Source organism: uncultured Desulfovibrio sp. (assembly GCF_944324525.1).
GTDB lineage: Bacteria > Desulfobacterota > Desulfovibrionia > Desulfovibrionales > Desulfovibrionaceae > Desulfovibrio.
Genome location: NZ_CALUWS010000026.1, coordinates 26,536 through 43,815, shown reverse-complemented (window position 1 = coordinate 43,815; position 17,280 = coordinate 26,536). Strand labels below are relative to the sequence as shown.

11 protein-coding genes and 3 pseudogenes are annotated in these 17,280 nt (G+C 65.8%); 9 read left to right on the top strand and 5 right to left on the bottom strand.

The genetic code is table 11. The features are described from left to right. The 3 genes and pseudogenes from Q0K12_RS08030 to Q0K12_RS08020 form a co-directional block, all read left to right on the top strand. A pseudogene (locus Q0K12_RS08030) lies at window positions 1–420 on the top strand (hypothetical protein); the annotation flags it as partial. 302 nt (window positions 421–722) lie between these two features. Next, window positions 723–893: a hypothetical protein gene (locus Q0K12_RS08025; RefSeq protein WP_297261791.1), complete on the top strand. Its 171-nt coding sequence runs from the start codon at window positions 723–725 to the stop codon at window positions 891–893. A 32-nt stretch (window positions 894–925) separates the two neighbouring features. Further along, entirely contained in the window at window positions 926–1,600 is a 675-nt protein-coding gene (locus tag Q0K12_RS08020; RefSeq protein ID WP_297261793.1) for a ubiquinone/menaquinone biosynthesis methyltransferase, read from the top strand. A 155-nt stretch (window positions 1,601–1,755) separates the two neighbouring features. Here Q0K12_RS08020 and Q0K12_RS08015 read toward each other — a convergent pair whose 3' ends face one another. Further along, entirely contained in the window at window positions 1,756–1,950 is a 195-nt protein-coding gene (locus tag Q0K12_RS08015; RefSeq protein WP_297261789.1) for a DUF2065 family protein, read from the bottom strand. A 140-nt stretch (window positions 1,951–2,090) separates the two neighbouring features. Here Q0K12_RS08015 and mqnB point away from each other — a divergent pair, with 140 nt between their 5' ends. From mqnB to Q0K12_RS07985, 6 genes and pseudogenes are all read left to right on the top strand, one after another. After that, window positions 2,091–2,810: a futalosine hydrolase gene (gene mqnB / locus Q0K12_RS08010; RefSeq protein WP_297261787.1), complete on the top strand. Its 720-nt coding sequence runs from the start codon at window positions 2,091–2,093 to the stop codon at window positions 2,808–2,810. Window positions 2,811–2,814: 4 nt separating this feature from the next. Continuing rightward, on the top strand, window positions 2,815–3,780 hold the full coding sequence (locus Q0K12_RS08005; protein WP_297261785.1) for a polyprenyl synthetase family protein: 966 nt from the start codon (window positions 2,815–2,817) through the stop codon (window positions 3,778–3,780). Between the two features lie 40 nt (window positions 3,781–3,820). Continuing rightward, window positions 3,821–6,820, top strand: a complete 3,000-nt coding sequence (locus Q0K12_RS08000) for an AIR synthase-related protein (protein ID WP_297261783.1) — start codon at window positions 3,821–3,823, stop codon at window positions 6,818–6,820. Between the two features lie 588 nt (window positions 6,821–7,408). Continuing rightward, window positions 7,409–7,987, top strand: a pseudogene (locus Q0K12_RS07995) (flagellin); the annotation flags it as partial. A 615-nt stretch (window positions 7,988–8,602) separates the two neighbouring features. Next, window positions 8,603–8,902 (top strand): annotated as a pseudogene (locus Q0K12_RS07990) (flagellin); the annotation flags it as partial. Window positions 8,903–9,388: 486 nt separating this feature from the next. Continuing rightward, window positions 9,389–12,157: an inverse autotransporter beta domain-containing protein gene (locus tag Q0K12_RS07985; RefSeq protein ID WP_297261781.1), complete on the top strand. Its 2,769-nt coding sequence runs from the start codon at window positions 9,389–9,391 to the stop codon at window positions 12,155–12,157. Between the two features lie 465 nt (window positions 12,158–12,622). Here Q0K12_RS07985 and Q0K12_RS07980 read toward each other — a convergent pair whose 3' ends face one another. Genes Q0K12_RS07980 through Q0K12_RS07965 form a run of 4 tightly spaced genes read right to left on the bottom strand, consistent with a single transcriptional unit; the run spans window position 12,623 to window position 17,224 of the window. Continuing rightward, window positions 12,623–13,039 carry a (deoxy)nucleoside triphosphate pyrophosphohydrolase gene (locus tag Q0K12_RS07980; RefSeq protein WP_297261779.1) on the bottom strand — a complete coding sequence of 139 codons (417 nt, stop codon included), beginning with the start codon at window positions 13,037–13,039 and terminating at the stop codon, window positions 12,623–12,625. Then, entirely contained in the window at window positions 13,036–15,042 is a 2,007-nt protein-coding gene (locus Q0K12_RS07975) for an ABC-F family ATP-binding cassette domain-containing protein (RefSeq protein ID WP_297261777.1), read from the bottom strand. The genes Q0K12_RS07980 and Q0K12_RS07975 overlap by 4 nt, the downstream gene beginning before the upstream one ends. Then, window positions 15,039–16,094, bottom strand: a complete 1,056-nt coding sequence (locus Q0K12_RS07970; protein ID WP_297261775.1) for an NAD(P)-dependent oxidoreductase — start codon at window positions 16,092–16,094, stop codon at window positions 15,039–15,041. Before Q0K12_RS07970 ends, Q0K12_RS07975 begins: the two co-directional genes overlap by 4 nt. Then, a complete protein-coding gene (locus Q0K12_RS07965; RefSeq protein WP_297261773.1) occupies window positions 16,091–17,224 on the bottom strand; it encodes a hypothetical protein in 1,134 nt (377 codons plus the stop codon). The genes Q0K12_RS07970 and Q0K12_RS07965 overlap by 4 nt, the downstream gene beginning before the upstream one ends. Window positions 17,225–17,280 lie beyond the last annotated feature (56 nt).

Genomic DNA, 17,280 nt, shown 5'->3' with positions numbered 1-17,280 from the left:
GAACGTCTGGAGCAGGTGGAAGCCGCGCAGGGCACGATGCAGAGCCGTCTGGACGAACTGTCCGGCCGTGTGGATGCGGCGGAAGCCGCGGCGTCGGCCGCGCAGGCTGCCGGCGAGCAGACGGAACGTCTGGAGCAGGTGGAAGCCGCGCAGGGCACGATGCAGAGCCGTCTGGACGAACTGTCCGGCCGTGTGGATGCCGCGGAAGCCGCGGCGTCGGCCGCGCAGGATATGGCGGAGCTGACGGAGCGCCTGGAAAAGCTGGAAACGCAGGCTCGCAGCGTTTCCGCCCGTCTGGATGCGCTGGAAAACCGTCTGGACGAGCTGACGCCGGCATTCAACGAGCGCATCGAAAAGGCGGCCGCGTCCGCGGCGGCCCGTATCCTGCGCGAGGAGATCTCCCGGCTGCTGCAGGGGTGACCGGCCGGCCTGCCGTCGCCTGCGGCGGGAGCGGCCTGATCTCATGACATTGCGGGAGCGCCTTCGGGCGCTCCCTTTTTTGGGGCCTGCGGCAGGGGGCCGCATTGTTCCTTGCCAATCGGCGGCGGAGCGCATAACATATTTCGCGCGGCTGACGCGGGACGGCCAGGCCTGTCACGCAAGGGAAATTTTTTATAAAAAGGGGCGGGGGCCGGCCGTTTCCGTTCCTTTCCCGTCCGGTACGTACCTGCTGTGGGTCACGGCCATTCCCCAGGGACGGGTTTTGTTTTTTTGAGGACGCTATGGACAAGGACAGCAAGGAAGCTCTGCAGGTCGCCAAGGAACTGACGGCAAAATTCATCGAGACGCGTACCGTGTCCCCCGGAAACTTCGCGGAGATCTTCCCGGCCGTTTTTCGTGTGGTGCATGAGACCATCCGCCGCTGTCCCTCCCGTGAGGAGGGGGACGCGTGAGCGTGTCCGCCCATGATGCCGCGGTGGCCGGCATGTTCGGGCGCATTGCCGGCATGTACGATGTCGGCAATCGCATTCTGAGCTGCGGCATCGACATCTACTGGCGGCGCGTGCTTGCGGACACGGTGCGCCTCGGGCCGACCCGGCGGGTGCTCGATCTGGCGGCGGGCACGCTGGATGTGGCGCTGGCGGTCCGCCGTCGCTGGCCGGAGGCCACGGTCCCGGCCCTGGATTTTTGTCCCCCCATGCTGCGCCGCGGACTGCCCAAGCTGGCGCGCCGGGGGGAGAGGCGCATCCTTCCCGTGGCGGCGGACGCCAAGCGTCTGCCCCTGCCGGATGCGTCCGTGGACTGCGTGACCATGGCTTTCGGCATCCGCAACATCACGCCGCGAAGCGAAGCCTTCCGGGAGATGCTGCGCGTGCTCGTGCCCGGAGGCCGGGCCTGCATACTGGAATTCGGCTCAGGACAGGAGCGCATCTGGGGCGGGCTGTACAACTGGTATCTGCGCTGTCTGCTGCCGCTCATGGGGCGGTTGTGTTCGGGCGATGCCGCCGCCTACAAATATCTGTCCCAGACCATACATGACTTTCCGGGAGCCAGAGCGCTGGAGGAGGAGATGCGCGAAGCGGGCTTTGCGCACGCCTGGCACAAGCGCCTGACGTCCGGCATCGTCTGCCTGCATGTGGGAGAGAAGGCCCCGTCCTAGGGCAATCCACATTGAAAATATGGATTGCTCTGGTAGTCGCGAGAGCGACTATCCACAACCGAACACACGGAAAAACCACGCTTTTTCCGTTGTGTGAGGGCAGCGCCAGCAGGGAAATGGAACACGATTTCCCTGCGAATCCGCTCCGGGCCGGCTCAGCGGAACAGGGCCACGAGCAGCATGCCCAGAACAAGCCCCAGCAGGCCGTGATGGCGCAGGGATTCCGGCGATTTTTTGGCGAATTCCTGCATGACGCGCCGCATCATGTCGGGGAAGAGCGCCCAGAGAGCGCCTTCAAGCGCAAGGCAGAGGCCAAGGGCGCACAGGATGAATTGCGGGGCGGTTCTCATGCCGGGATGATGACCGGCACGGGGGCTTTTGTAAAGGACGAAAACCGGCTGCGGCGTCAAATCCCCGGTTTTCCGGCGTGCCGCCCAAGGCCGGCCGCCGCTGTCCGCACTATGGCTGACGACAAGAAGGGGTGATTTCCGTGATACTGCTCTGTGCCGCGACGGCGGCGGAAATGCTGGCTGCCGTGCCTGCCGGGGCGCTGCCCTATTCCGAGGCGGATCTTCCCCTGCTCAAGCCGGTGGCCTTCCGGCTGGGCAAGGAGGGCGGTCTGGCCTGCGTGACCGGGGTCGGCCCCATCAATGCCGCGCTCGGCATGGGCATGGTGCTGGCCCAGTGCGCGGCTGCGGGACAGCAGCTGCGGGCCGTCATCAATGTGGGGCTCGCCGGTTCCTTCGATCTGGGGCGCTGGCCGCTCGGCAGCCTGCAGGTGGTGCGGGAGGAGATCTGGCCGGAGTACGGCCTGCACGACGGCCGGCAGGTCGTGGCGCAGGCCTTTGGCTTCCCGCAGTGGAGCGACGGCCGGCAGGAGGTGCGCGACAGGCTCACGCTGGCAGGGCCGGCCGAACTGGGGCTGACGCTCCGGGGGGGCGCCATCGGGGAGGCGGGCGTGCGCTCGCTCACCGTGGCGGGCGTGAGCGCCAGCGTGCTGCGCGTCCAGCACCTGCGGCAACAGTACAACGCGGCGCTGGAGAACATGGAAGGTTTTGCCGTGGCCTACGCCGCCGCCCGGGCCGGGCTGCCCTGTCTGGAGATCCGCAGCGTCTCCAACAAGGTCGGACCGCGTACCGCTGAAGAAAAGGATTTCCCCGGCGCGCTGCGGCAGCTTGGCCGCATCCTGCCCGCTCTCAACCTGGTGTAATGACATGCTATTGCTGAAAGCTCGACTGGGCAGGGAATTGCCCGCCATCAACAGGGCCCTGCAGGAAGCGGTGGACGCGCTGCATCCCTCGGTACAACCCGTCGCCCAGCACATTTTCGATGCGGGCGGCAAACGCCTGCGGCCGCTGCTGGTCATCCTGCTGGCCCGCCTGCTGGGGCATGACGGGGCGGACATCTACCCGCTGGCCGCCAGCATGGAGATGCTGCACGCCGCGACCCTCCTGCATGACGACGTGCTGGACAATGCCGACAGCCGCCGCGGCCGGGAGGCCGCCCATGTTCGCTTCGGCGTGGCCGTCACCATCCTTGCCGGGGATGCGCTGCTGGCCTCGGCCAATGCCTGCGTGGCCCGCTATGACGACCCGGCCCTGTGCCGCTGCTTCTCGCAGGCCACCAGCCGCACCGCGGCGGGCGAGATCCTGGAGATCGCCTCCCAGCGGCATGTGGACGTCGGCGCCGAGACCTATGCCGACATCATCCGCGGCAAGACGGCCTGGCTCATCCGCGCCTCCTGCGAGATGGGCGCGCTGCGCGCGGGCGGCAACGTCATGCAGGTGGCGGCCGCCGCCGAATACGGGGAAAACCTCGGCATGGCCTTCCAGCTGGTGGACGACGCGCTGGACTTCGCCGACAGCGGCGAGACGGGCAAACCCACGGCCGGGGACGTGCGCGAGGGCAAGCTGACCCCGCCCCTGCGCCTCTACCGGCAATGGCTCAACGAAGAGGAGCGCGCCGCCTTCGACGCGGCCTTCGTCTGCGGCCTGCTGACCGAGGACGACGCCCGGCGCATCGCCGCCGAGGTGCGCGCGCAAGGCTTTGACCGGGCGGCCCGCGAGGAGGCCGTCGCCTATCTGGACAAGGCCCTCATGGCGCTGGACCGTCTGCCCGAAGGCAAGGAACTGGACGTGCTGCGCCAGATGGCGGAATACGTGCGCGACCGGAAAAAATAGCCATCCTGCCGGGGACCCCGGCGGCATAAACGAGGATTCTATGCTCTATCGTGTGGAAACTGGCCTGCATCCCAACCTTACCGATACGCAGGGGCGCAAGACCGCCCTGCACATCCTGAAGGCGCTGCATGTGGAACTGGCGGGTATCCGGCAGGTGAAAGTCTATACCGTTGACGGTCTGGACGATGCGCAAGTGCGGCGTCTGGTGGCCGAAGGCATCTGGCACGATCCCATCCTGCAGGAGGCTTCCCTTGAGCCGCTGCCGCCGGCCGAGCCGCTGCCCCACTGGTATGTGGAAGTGGGCTTCCGCCCCGGCGTGACGGACAACGAGGCCCGCACGGCCCGCGACACGGCCGCCATGGTGCTGGGCGTGGAGCGCGAGAGCCTGCGCGTCTACACGGCGGTACAGTACCGCATCGCCTGCCTGCCGGACAAGCCGCTCGATCGGGACGCGGTGGAACAGCTCACCCGCTCGCTGCTCTGTAACGATCTCATCCAGCGCTTTCGCGTGAAAAGCCGCGAGGAATGGCAGGCGGAGCCGGGCTTTGCGCCGCAGGCCGCGCAGGTGACGGGCCGTTCCAACGACACGGTGGAGACCATCCCCCTCTCCGGCATGGACGACGCCGCCCTGCAGCAGGCCAGCCGGGAAAACACCTGGGCGCTCACCCTCACGGAGATGCATTGCATCCGCGATCAGTTCGCCCGGCCCGAGGAGAAGGAGCGCCGCAAGGGCCTCGATCTGCCCGCCGATCCCACGGACGTGGAGATGGAAGTGCTGGCGCAGACCTGGTCCGAGCACTGCAAGCACAAGATCTTTGCTTCCCGCATCCGCTATACCGATGCCGAGACCGGGCGCAGCGAGGTGGTGGACAACCTCTACAAGACCTGCATCCGGGACGCCACGGCGCTCCTGCGCAAGCGCATGGGCGACAAGGACTACTGCAAGTCCGTGTTCAAGGACAATGCGGGCGTCATCGCCTTCGTCAACGGCTACGACGCCTGCATCAAGGTGGAGACCCACAACAGCCCCTCCGCCCTCGATCCCTACGGCGGCGCGCTCACCGGCATCGTGGGCGTGAACCGCGACCCCATGGGCACGGGCATGGGCGCGGAACTGGTCTGCAATACGGACGTGTTCTGCTTCGCCTCGCCCTTCCACGACAAGCCCCTGCCGCCGCGCCTGCTCCATCCGCGCCGCGTGCTGGAAGGCGTGCGCGAGGGCGTGGAACACGGCGGCAACAAGTCCGGCATCCCCACGGTCAACGGCTCCCTCGTCTTTGACGAGCGCTACCTCGGCAAGCCGCTGGTCTACTGCGGCACCGTGGGCATCATCCCCACGGACGTCAACGGCCGCCCCGGCTGGGAAAAACAGGCGCAGGTGGGCGACGTCATCGTCATGACCGGCGGCCGCATCGGCAAGGACGGCATCCACGGGGCCACCTTCTCGTCCGAGGAGCTGCATGAAGGCTCCCCGGCCACGGCCGTGCAGATCGGCGACCCCATCACCCAGCGCAAGATGTACGATTTCATCATGCGGGCGCGGGACCTCGGCCTGTACAACGCCATCACCGACAACGGCGCGGGCGGTCTTTCCTCCTCCGTGGGCGAGATGGCCGGGGATACGGGCGGCTGCCGTCTGGACGTCTCCCGCGCGCCGCTCAAGTACGACGGCCTGCGCCCGTGGGAGATCCTCCTTTCCGAAGCGCAGGAGCGCATGACCCTGGCCGTGCCTCCGGCCAAGCTGGAAGAATTCCTCGCCCTTGCCCGCCGCATGGACGTGGAAGCCACGGCGCTGGGCGAATTCACGGATTCCGGCTTCTTTGAAGTGCGCTTCGGCGAGCGCATCGTGGCCTCGCTGCCCATGCATTTCATGCACGACGGCGTGCCGCAGCTCCAGCTCGAAGCCGAATGGAAGGCTCCGAAACACAAGGACATCCGCGTGGAAGTGGCCGACGCCGATGAGGGGGCCTTCCTCAAGCGCATGCTCTCCCGGCTCAACATCTGCTCCAAGGAATACATCATCCGCCAGTATGACCACGAAGTGCGCGGCGGCAGCGTCATCAAGCCCCTTGTGGGCGTGAAGCGCGACGCTCCGGCCGATGCGGGCGTGCTGCGGCCCATCCTGGAGTCGGACGCGGGGCTTGTCGTCTCGCACGGCATCTGCCCCAAGTTCAGCGATTACGATACCTACTGGATGATGGCCAACGCCATGGACGAGGCCATCCGCAATGCCGTGGCCGTGGGGGCCGATCCCGACGCGCTGGCCGGGGTGGACAACTTCTGCTGGTGCGACCCCGTCCAGAGCGAAAAGACCCCGGACGGCCGCTACAAGCTGGCCCAGCTCGTGCGGGCCTGCAAGGCCCTGCGCCAGTTCTCGCTGGCCTACGGCGTGCCCTGCATCTCCGGCAAGGACTCCATGAAGAACGACTACACCGGCGGCGGCGAAAAGATCTCCATCCCGCCCACGGTGCTCTTTTCCGTGCTGGGCGTCATCGACAACGTGACGCTGACCCAGACGTCGGATTTCAAGAAGCCCGGCCACATCATCTACCTGCTGGGCGGCACCTGGCGGGAAATGGCGGGCAGCGAGGCTGCCGCCGAGCTGGGTCTTGCGGGCGGCCGCGTGCCGCAGGTGGACGTGGCCGCGGCCCTGCCGCGTTACCGCGCTCTCCACAGCCTCATGCGCCGCAAGGCCGTCAGCGCCTGCCATGACTGCTCCGACGGCGGTCTGGCCGTGGCGCTGGCCGAGATGTGCATCGGCGGCCGCCTTGGCGCGCGTATCGATCTGGACGCCGTGCCCGCCCTGGAAGCCATGAGCCGCAGCGAACTGCTCTATAGCGAATCGGCCAGCCGCCTGCTGGTCAGCGTGGCCCCGCAGCACGCCGCCCTTCTGGACGCCCTCGGCGAGTGGCAGATCTGCCGCCGCATCGGCGAAGTGACCGACGGCCCGGCCCTCGAACTGTGCAGCGGTTCTTCCACCCTGGCCGCCGTGCCCGTGGAAGAACTGGCCACCGCCTTCAAGGTGACGCTGGACTGGTAAGCCCGCCGCTGCCTTACAGGATCATGGACAACGGGATGCCCTTCGCGTGGACGAAGCGGCATCCCGTTTTTTCTTTGAGAGCATTCGAGCGGCACGCGAGAAAAAATTTTCCTGTCTGGCCGATGCGGAGGAAGGGCAGGCCACACCCCAAAATAGCCACCGTAAGCGGGGAGATGCGCGAAGTCGGGGATATTTTGCGGTTAGCGGCTCGCCCGGCGAGTGCGGTGGGCGTATGCGCCGTGGCGCAGGGAACAATTCCAAGTGGGGAGGTGTATTGACGAAAGGGTAAAATCTTTTTACGAAAAAGAAAAAATAGAGTACGGAGTGGTCAGCCATGCGAAGTTCTCCCCCCAAGTCTCTCTCTCTCTCTCTCTCTCTCTCTCTCTCTCTTGCTGATATAACCAACGCCGGGGGCCGGCCGTCCCGCCGGCAAGCGCGCCGCCGCCGTGGGCTGGGGCTCTTGTCCCTGCTGCCGCCTGTTGCCCTGGGCGATTGCGGAGAGCATGACCGGACGGGCCAGGCGCACGTTTCGGCGTTGTCCGCCCGCGCGCATCTTGCCGTCCTCGCCGGACAGAGGAGGGCCGCCGCATGAGTCCTCTGTCCGTCAATCACAATCTCATGGCCTATGGCGTGTCGCGTCAGTTGTCGGCGCACTACGACTCGCTGGCGGACTCCGTGCGCCGTCTCTCCACCGGTCTGCGTGTGGAGCGGGCGGCGGACGATGCGGCCGGACTGGCCATCCGGGAACTCATGCGGGCGGACATCCGGGCACTCGGGCAGGGCGCGCGCAACACCAATGACGCCATCTCCCTCATCCAGACGGCGGACGGGGCCCTGCAGATCATCGACGAGAAGCTCATCCGCATGAAGGAGCTTGCCGAACAGGCGGCCACCGGCACCTACGACTCCACACAACGGCTCATGATCGACAGCGAATTCCAGCAAATGGCCTCGGAGATAGACCGCATCGCCAAGGCCACGGACTTCAACGGCGTGAAGCTGCTGGACGGCTCCCTTTCCGGCCGGCATGACGGCTCCGGACGCGGCAGCGCGGATGGTCTTTCCTCCACCGGGGCGCTCAAGGTGCACTTCGGTACGGCCAACGACAGCGCGGAAGACTATTACTACGTGGAAATAGGGGACTGCACGCTGGCGGGACTGGGCCTGCGGGAAGGCGGTGCCGGTGGCGGCGGCGGTGGTGGAGGGGTCGGGTATGGCGGGGTGCCGATTTTGAGTGATGTACTGCAAAATGGGATACAAGGTGGTGGAAACTCAGGATTCGTTTCCTTCGCCATCATTCCGGCAGGTACCACAAACCTTTCCCTTTTTTTAAGAGATAATGGTGAAAATGACGATATTGAGATTTTTACCCGATCTGGTCAGCACCTTGCTGGAACGACATTGGCAGACTGGACTGTAACTATCATGCCACCACGTCCTGTTGAACCAAATGATTTTATATCAGAAGCCAACGGGTTTCTACCAGGAGCCACCTATACGAATACAGTGAACGGGACTGGTACAAATATAAATTTTGTTGATTCAAATACGTTCACCACCTTTTCAATCAATGGCATGACCATCTCATACACAGGCAGCGACCCTAAAACAACACAACGAGATATGTATGAAAAAATAACCATCGACTACGTAACCGAAGATTTGATTATGTTAATTCCCGGCCGCGGAACTTTCAGAGCAACCGCCAGCTGGACAGCCATGCCCACGGCGGGCGGCGGTGGTGGCGGAGTCGTGCCCGGCGATCCCAACGGCGACATCATCTCCATCAAGACGCAGGAACTTGCTCAGCAGGCCTTGAACCGGCTGGATGACGCCATCGTCCGCAAGGATCAGGTCCGTGCTCATCTTGGCGCGACCCAGAACCGACTGGAAAATACGGTGACCAACCTCACCGTGCAGGCTGAGAGTTTGCAGGCGGCGGAATCCCGTATTTCCGATGTGGACGTGGCCACGGAGATGACCACTTTCGTCCGTAATCAGGTGCTGACCCAGTCCGCCACGTCCATGCTGGCACAGGCCAATGCCTTTCCGCACATGCTCTTGCAGCTCCTGCAGGGGTAGGGGTGAGGTTCTCTTCTCTTTTCTTATCTCTTGCCGCCGGCTTGCGGCTGTTGCCCGGCATCCGGGCGTGGTCGCCTCCCGGCGGGCGACCGAATGGCGGCCCGCAGGGCCGTGCCCGTTGGCGACGCAGGAGCCTTACGGGCATCGACAGCAACGCGAGGGGTTCCCCTTCCCCCCACGAAAAAAACACCCCGCCCGTTTCCCGTGGCGAGGCGCGGGGCAGGCTCACAAGTTCTTTACATATCGGTCAAATTCGTCTATTGTACTACCGGGAGGAGTATTCATGGAGGAAAAGGCAGGCAAAGGGACGGCAGGCGTCGGCTCTGGGGCGTGCTTTAGCATGATTCTTGCACCTACCCCATTTGTTGGAAAACGTGCCCGCGTTTGTGCGCCGCGCGGCGTTCCGTGTTTTTTCGCATTCAGGAGACATGGCCTTGTCCCCCCACGGGGGACAGGGCCTTTTTTGTTGCCCGGAGGTCTGCCGTCATGATGTCTGATCGTCTGCTGCCGTGCCGTGTCCTGCTTGTCTGGTCGCTGATTGTGGCCCTGATATTGCCCGTGCCGCTGGGCGGCTGTGTGGCCCGAAAACAGGACGGCGTCGGCTTTGTCTCCGGCGCGTCGTCCGGCCGCGCCGCGAGTGCGTCGCGCGCGGACGTTGCCGCCGTCGGGCCGGAGAAGGACGCCGACCGGGAACGGCCGCGCGGGCTGGATGCGGCCCTGTTCAATGTGGCGGCCACGTTCATGGGCCTGCCGGGCCTTGCGCCGTCAAGCGGCGCGCGGGACGAGGGGCTGGGCTATCATCAGGACGGCACGGCGCGCCGGGCGGGCAGCGCCGACGCCTTTGACGGTCGGCAGGCGCGGGCCTACATGGGCGCGGGCCTCATGGGCGACGGGGCGTTCTCGTCGCCTGACGGGACGCTCCTTCCCCGTCGGCTGGGCGACGAGTACAGCGGCCGCCGCCGGGACTACGCTTCCCGCGGCTTTGAGAATTTCAATCTTATGGACATGGCGCTGGATCGCGGCCTGAACTACGGCATGGGCATGCTCAATTCCGCCGGGGAGGCCGCGCTGTCCGGCCTTGTGGGCAACGGCCGCGCGCGGCTTAATTTCCAGCTCGACCGGGACGGGCGCTTCTCCGGGGAAGGAGACGTGCTGCTGCCGTTCCGGGATGCGCCGCAGCATACGCTGTTCACCCAGATCGGGGCGCGCAGCATGGATGTTTCCGGCGGCGAGGAAGACGGATCGCAACGCTGGATCGGTAACTTCGGCCTTGGGCACCGCTGGTTCCCCTTTGCGGAAAGCATGGAGGAGGCGGGCAACCTCATGCTGGGCTGGAACGTCTTTTTCGACAATGATTTCAGCCGCTCGCATCAGCGCGGCGGCGCGGGTGTGGAAGCGCGGTACGACTGGTTCCATCTGGCGGCCAACTATTATACGCCGCTCTCCGGCTGGAAAAATTCGCGCGACTTTGACGGCGATTTTGTGGAGGAACGACCGGCGCGGGGCTGGGATGCGCGGGCGAAAGCCTATCTGCCCTTTTATCGCAATGTGGCGCTGACAGGCTCCTTCAGCCAGTGGTACGGCGATAACGTGGCCATGTACGGTTCTTCGGACGATCTGGAGAAGGACCCGCGCGTGTGGTCTTACGGCGTGGAATATACGCCCATTCCGCTGCTGTCGGCCTTTGCGCGGCAGCGCAGCACGGAACGCGGCAAGCCGGATACGGAATTCGGCCTGCAATTCACCTGGCATTTCGATATGCCGTGGGAGGAACAGACCAGCCATGCCAAGGTGGCGGAACTGCGTACCGTGTCCGGCTCCCGGCATGAGTTTGTGGATCGCGAGAACAGGATCATACTGGAATACCGGGCGAAAAACGCCGGGCGTATTGAATATCTCGGCCCGGTGTCCGGTCAGACCAACGCCTTTGCCTTCCGTGTGACGGACGGGCTCGGCAGGGCGTGGGCGGGCAAAACCGTGTGGGTGCGCGCCGACAACGTGACGCTCGCCGTTGCGCCGCGGCCTTCCCGCAGTCTTCTTGCGCTGGCCGGGGACGTGCTGGGCGGACTGTTCGGCGCGCGCGAGGCCCATGCGGCGACCGCGTCGCACAGCTACGTCACGGACAGTCAGGGCTGTTTCACGGTGCGGGTGACAAGTCCCGTTGCCGGGCCGGTGACGCTGCATGTCCGCGCCGGGGAAAACGAGCAGAGTTTTACGGTCAATGTCGTCGCCAATGGCACACTGAAAATGAACGTCTTGTCCGCTGCGCTGACGCAGGGAACAACGCAGCGTGTGACATTTACCTTTACGCGCAACGGCGTGGCGCAATCCGGCCTTGAAGTGCGCTTTGCGGCGAATGCGGCTTTCAGGGAACTGGCGCAGGGGCCGGTAAATGCACAGACCGACGACCAAGGCAAGGTGACGCTTGACCTGACCCCGATAAAGGGGGGGACGGCGACGATCACGGCCACGGTGGGGACGGACACGGTGACGGTCGACTTGTCTGTCAGCAAGGTGACTTTTGTTCTGACTACCAGCGGTGACACGGCGTTTGACAAGAACAAGCAGACCATCACCCTGACGGCGGAGCTGACAGACGCTAACGGTACGAAGATAACGCTTAATGACGGCGACGTGAAGTGGAGTGTGATTTCTTCCAAAGTCACCAGCGAGGCGTGGATGCGGAGCGCCGGCGCGTACAACGGCCTGACGTGGGGGCAGACGCCCCTCAGCCTTATCTATGGCACTGCCACCGAGATCGACACGAAGACCCCGGCAGGCACTGCCCCCACCGGCGCAGAGGCCTATCTGACGGACATTGTGGGAGAGCGGAAGGTGACGGTAAAGGCGTCGGTCGAATATAACGGGCAGACCTATGAGGCGGCAGAGACGGTGACGTTCGGCGAAGGTCCGCTGGCGGTGTTTCAAAAGCCCTTGAGCAACATGTCCTGGAAGGAGGCGGTGAAGAAGTGCGGCGGGTATTATCCTCCCAGCCAAACGGGTTACCAGCCTGCAACGAACCTTCCGCGCAAAGAGGAGCTGCAAGCGGTGTCAGGGCCAGGCTACGGCGGCTATGGTGCGGCCTTTGCCGCCAAGTGGCCTGATGACCGCGCCAGCGACGGCTGGTTCCGCTACTGGACCGGCGAGCTCCGCGGCTCCGTCAGCGCGGGGGTTGTCTTCCTGCGCGACGGCCTCTTCGATACCCCCTTCCAGGACGTCGTCGAGCCAGTGGCCGTGTGTCGCCGTGGAGGGTAGTTTATGAGGGGCCGTCACTCCCCGCAGGGGAGGCGGCCCCGCTTCAGGCTTTCTTCTTCAGAGCATTTTCAGTTTGAAATGCGAAGCATTTCAAACCATACGGCCTGTCGTTTCGCGGAAAAAGCGCGCTGGGGAAGGGATGGGGGGCTTGGGGGGAGGGATGACGAGAACGCCTTTTCTCGCTCCGCTGTGAAAAGGCTGGGCCCTCCCGCGCAGGCGGCGACCGAAAGGCGGCCCGCAGGGCCGTGCCCGTTGGCGACGCAGGAGCCTTACGGGCATCGACAGCAGAGCGCGACCGAAAGGCGGCCCGCAGGGCCGTGCCCGTTGGCGACGCAGGAGCCTTACGGGCATCGACAGCAGAGCGCGACCGAAAGGCGGCCCGCAGGGCCGTGCCCGTTGCGACGAAGGAAGCTACGGGCATCGACAGCAACGCGAGGGGTTCCCCTTCCCCCCAAAAAAGACGGGTCAGCTTCGCCCGTGGTCTTCGTTCTTCAGCGCGGCGACGATGGCCGCATCGGCGGGCAGGAAGGGCAGGGTAGACGCCTCTTCCGGGAGTATCCAGCGCAGGGTCTGTCCTTCACGGCTGGAAGGCTGCCCGTCAAAGGCGGTCACATGGAAGAAGTGCAGGCGCACATGGAGGCCGCGCTCGGGATAGTCGTGTTCGGCGCAGCGCCAGAAGGACGCCGTGCACACGCGGATGTCCAGCTCTTCGGCCAGCTCGCGGGCCAGGGCCTGCGCGGCGTCCTCGCCGGGTTCCAGCTTGCCGCCGGGGAATTCCCAGAAACCGGCATGGGGCTTGTCCGGCGGGCGCTGGGCGGCAAGAAAGCGCCCGTCCCGCCAGATGACGCCCGCCGCCACGTCGATGCCGCGCAGGGCACTCATGCGTCGTCGCCCCTGTGGGCGGCTTCGATCTCCGCTATCTGCTCTTCCACGGCGGACATTTCGTCCATGAGGCGGTCCACCGTGTCCTTGAGGTCGTTGAAGCGCTTGAGCAGCTCGGTGGAACGGGCGGCATCGGCGTAGACCTCGGGGTCGGCAAGGAGCTGCTCCACTTCGACCTGTTCATCCATGCGGGCGGCAAGTTCCGTCTCCAGAGCGGCGTAACGCTGCTGCAGGGGCTTGAGCTTCTTGTGCAGGGCGTTGCGGCGTTCGGCTTCCTCACGCTTGAGCTTCTTCAGCTCGTCGCGGGAAAGACCGGCGCGGGAGGCATCGGCCGCCGGGGCGGAGGCTGCGCCGGCAGCGGCGGCAGCGGGAGCGGCCTTGCCTGTGGGCCTGGTCTCTTCGAGGGCGGCGCGGCGGGCCGCGTCGTAGGCGGCGAAGTCGGGGTAAACGGTGATGCCCTTGTCGTCCAGCGCCCAGGCCTCGGCCCCCACTTCCGAGAGCAGCCAGCGGTCATGGGCCACCATGAGCAGGGTGCCGTCAAAGCGTTGCAGGGCGTCGGCCAGCGCCTCGCGGCTCTCCAGATCGAGATGGTTGGTAGGCTCGTCCAGCAGCAGGAAATTGCAGCGTTTGAGGAAGAGGCTGGCCAGCACGAGACGGCTTTTCTCGCCGCCGGAAAGGGCGCTGACCTGCCGGTCGAAATACTCCTGCCCCAGCAGGAAGAGGCCCAGCACGCTCATGAGTTCCTCTTCCGTGGTGCGCGGGTCGGAAAGACGGCGGATCTCGCCCAGCACGGTGGTGTCGGGGCGCAGGGTGTCCATCTGGTGCTGGGTATAATAGCCCAGGCGTACCTGCGTGCCGGTAACGATGTTGCCGCCGCAGCGCTCCAGCGTCCCGGCCAGCAGTTTGAGCAGGGTGGACTTGCCGCAGCCGTTGTGCCCCACCAGCGCCACGCGCTGTCCCCGGTAGAGGGTGAAGGTCAGGGGCGGCCACATCTGCTTGCCGTCGCTGAAATGGAAGGCCAGATCCGCCGTGGCAAGGACGACCTTCTCCGAATGCGGGGCTTCGGGCCAGGTGAAATGCAGCTCCTTGCGCTTGGGCTCCGGCCGGTAATCCTCCAGTTCCTTTTCCAGCTTCTTGGCCATCTTCTGGCGGGAACCGGCCTGCCGGGCCTTGGTGGCCTTGGCCCGGAAGCGCTCCACGAAGGCCATCTTGCGGTTGAGCTCGTCCTGCAGGGCCTTGGCCTCGCGCTCGCGCTGGGCGTTGTATTCCTCCTGCAGGGAAAGGAACTGCGTATAGGTGGCCTTGCGGAAGACCGGGCGGGACAGGCCCAGATAGAGCACATGCGTGCCCACCTTGTCCATGAACACGCGGTCGTGCGCCACGAAGACCAGCGCCCCCTGGAAGGAAAGGAGGAAATCCTCCAGCCATTCCACGGCTTCCACGTCAAGGTGGTTGGTGGGTTCGTCCAGCAGGAGCACGTCGGCCCCGGCGGTGAGCACGCGGGCCAGCTTGGCGCGTTCGCGCCAGCCGCCGGAAAGCTCGCGCAGGGTGCGGTGCCACTTGCGCTCGGCGAAGCCCAGACCGGAGAGCACGGTCTTGGCGCGCTGCTCGGGATTGTAGCCGTGGATGGCCTCCAGCTCGGCCTGCCGGTGCATCAGCTCGTTGAGGCGGGCCTCGTCGCCCGCGGCGGCGGCATCCTCCCACTGGCCCCAAAAATCGCTCCAGTCGTGCAGCACGTCCAGCACATAGGTCAGCAGGGGCGTGTCCAGCGCCTGTTCGGAAAGTTCCTGCTCCACATAGCCCAGACGGCAGCCGCGCGGCAGGATGACGCGCCCGCCGTCGGCAGGCTCCACCCCGGCCAGCAGCTTGAGGAGGGTGGATTTGCCGGTGCCGTTGGGCCCGCAGACGCACAGCCGCACGCCGGAATCCACTTCCAGCGAGAAATTGGTGAAGATGTCTCGTCCGCCAAAAGACTTGGACAGGTCCTGGATGGTGATTTTCACAGAAGTCCCTCGGCCTGATACCCGGCCACGGCCTCGGCCAGTCCTTCCGTCAGGCTGACGGCGGGGACGTAGCCCAGTTCCTGTTGTATGCGTGTGCCATCGCAAAGCCAGCCCTCATGGCGGGCTTCGCGGAATTTGTCCAGATTCCAGTTGGGGGCCCGGCCCCCGGGATGCACGAGGCGGCAGGCCATGCCCCAGAGACCGGCCGCGCAGGCCGTCAGGCCGAGCACGGGCACGGGCACGGGGATAAGATGCGCCCGACGGCCCAGCGCGCGGGCCATGCCCTCGTAAAAGGAGCGCATGCTGTGGACGTCGCCGTCGTTGACATGATAGACGCCGCGGGCGTCCTCGCGGCAGAGCAGGAGCAGGGCCTGCGCGGCATCACGGGCATGGACGACGGAGACGGGGAATTCCCGTTTCCAGCCGGGCAGGGCGGCCAGGCCGCGCTTGAGGCCCTGAAAGACCGGCAAAAGGCCGCGGTCCCCGGAGCCGTAGATGATGGGCGGGCGCAGGATGACGAGCCTGTCGCCCACGGCCCGGCCGAGGATCTGCTCCACCAGCAATTTGGACCAGCCGTAGGCGGAGACGGGCGCGCCGGGGCTGTCGTCGCCGCGTCCCGGGGCCACGGCGCAAGGCCCGCTGGCCGCCAGACTGGACACCAGCACCACGCGCGGCAGGGGCCGGCCTTCGGCCCGCAGGGCCGTGAGCGCTCCGGCAAGCTGCCGGGCCGCGGTGCTGTTGGCGCGCAGATAGTCCTGCCAGCCCAGCCCGAAGAGCAGGGCCGCCATGTGGATGAGGATGTCCTGCCCGCGCAGGGCCTCCACAAGGCCGTCCCCGCGCGAAAGATCGACCTGCGCCGTCCGTATGCCGTCCGGCAGGCCGTCCCGGCGGGAGGTGGCCCGCACAAGGCAGGTGATGTCCGCCCCGGCCGCCGTGAGCAGCGGCAGCAGATGGCGGCCCAGAAAGCCCGTGCCGCCGGTCACGGCGATACGCTTGCCGCGCAGATGCCCCAGGGCCCGCATGTCCGGCAGGGGCGGCGTTTCAGGTGTCATGCGTCGATCTCCCGTCGATAGAGGCGGTAGCGCTTGGTGATGCGCCCGGAAAAGTCCTCGATGAGGTCGTTGATGGCCGTATTGTCCTCCAGCACCCACGATCCTTCAAGGCTGCGGAACTCAGGATGACGGCGGGCCTTTTCCAGCAGGCAGTCCAGCAGGAGCAGGGGCAGGCCCAGCAGGCGGTAGGCCGGGCGGATGCCGAAGAGCATGAGCCGGTAGCTGCCGCGGATCTCGGCCCGGCTCCGCCACCAGTGCCAGAGGGTGGATATGCCCAGCCGTCCGCGCAGGCGGCGCAGCAGCGGGGCCAGATCGGGCATGGCCACCATGCCGGCCACGGGCTGCCCGTCATGGAAGAAGAGGACGAAATACTCCGGGTCGAGGATGAGCTTCAACTCCTTGACCAGCACCTCGGCCTCGGCCGGGGAAAGGGGGGTGAAAGCGAAGTTCTCGGCCCAGGACTCGCGATAGATGTCCAGCATGGCGCGGATGTCCGCCGCAAGCGTGGCGCGGCGCGCCGTGCGCCAGGTGAAGCGCTTCTCGGCCCTCAGACGGTCCAGCTCCGTGGTGAGCCAGTCCGGCAGGCGCAGCGTCTCGCGCTCGATGAGGTAGGCAAAGAGATCCTGTTCTTTCCGTAGATGCCAGCTCTCCAGCAGTTCGGCGTAATACGGCGGGTTCCAGGGCATCATGAGCGCGGGCGGCTGGTCGAAGCCGTCCACCAGCAGACCGCAGGTGTAATTAGTGGAAGGGTTGAGCGGCCCGCGCATGAAGGTCATGCCCTGCCGGGCCAGCCAGTCGTGGGCGGCGGCCAGCAGGGCGTGGGCGGCCTCGCGGTCGTCGCGGCACTCGAAGAAGCCGAAGGCCCCGCAACGCGTCCCCGCGTAGGCATTGTATTTCTCGTCCACGATGGCCGCGATGCGCCCCACATCTTCCCCGTCCCGCCGGACAAGGAAGAGCTCGCGCCGGGCGTCGTCCCAGAAGGGATGCGCGCCGGGGGTGAGCAGCTTCTTGTCGTCACGGAAAAGTCCCGGCGACCAGAACGAGCCCTCCGGGTACAGGCTTGCCGGAAGCTCGACGAAACGCCGCAGAGCGGCTTCATCGGTCACACGTTCAATGACGGGAACGGCCATGCCGGGTTCCTCCTGGAGCTGGTTGCCGGTGTATTTTGGGGGGAAGAATCGGGAGT

Coding starts and splice junctions, on each gene's coding strand:
- Q0K12_RS07985 (WP_297261781.1), top strand. CDS start 9,389: ATGATGTCTGATCGTCTGCTGCCGTGCCGTGTCCTGCTTGTCTGGTCG.
- Q0K12_RS08000 (WP_297261783.1), top strand. CDS start 3,821: ATGCTCTATCGTGTGGAAACTGGCCTGCATCCCAACCTTACCGATACG.
- Q0K12_RS07980 (WP_297261779.1), bottom strand. CDS start 13,039: ATGAGTGCCCTGCGCGGCATCGACGTGGCGGCGGGCGTCATCTGGCGG.
- Q0K12_RS07970 (WP_297261775.1), bottom strand. CDS start 16,094: ATGACACCTGAAACGCCGCCCCTGCCGGACATGCGGGCCCTGGGGCAT.
- Q0K12_RS08025 (WP_297261791.1), top strand. CDS start 723: ATGGACAAGGACAGCAAGGAAGCTCTGCAGGTCGCCAAGGAACTGACG.
- Q0K12_RS07965 (WP_297261773.1), bottom strand. CDS start 17,224: ATGGCCGTTCCCGTCATTGAACGTGTGACCGATGAAGCCGCTCTGCGG.
- Q0K12_RS08005 (WP_297261785.1), top strand. CDS start 2,815: ATGCTATTGCTGAAAGCTCGACTGGGCAGGGAATTGCCCGCCATCAAC.
- Q0K12_RS08015 (WP_297261789.1), bottom strand. CDS start 1,950: ATGAGAACCGCCCCGCAATTCATCCTGTGCGCCCTTGGCCTCTGCCTT.
- Q0K12_RS08020 (WP_297261793.1), top strand. CDS start 926: ATGTTCGGGCGCATTGCCGGCATGTACGATGTCGGCAATCGCATTCTG.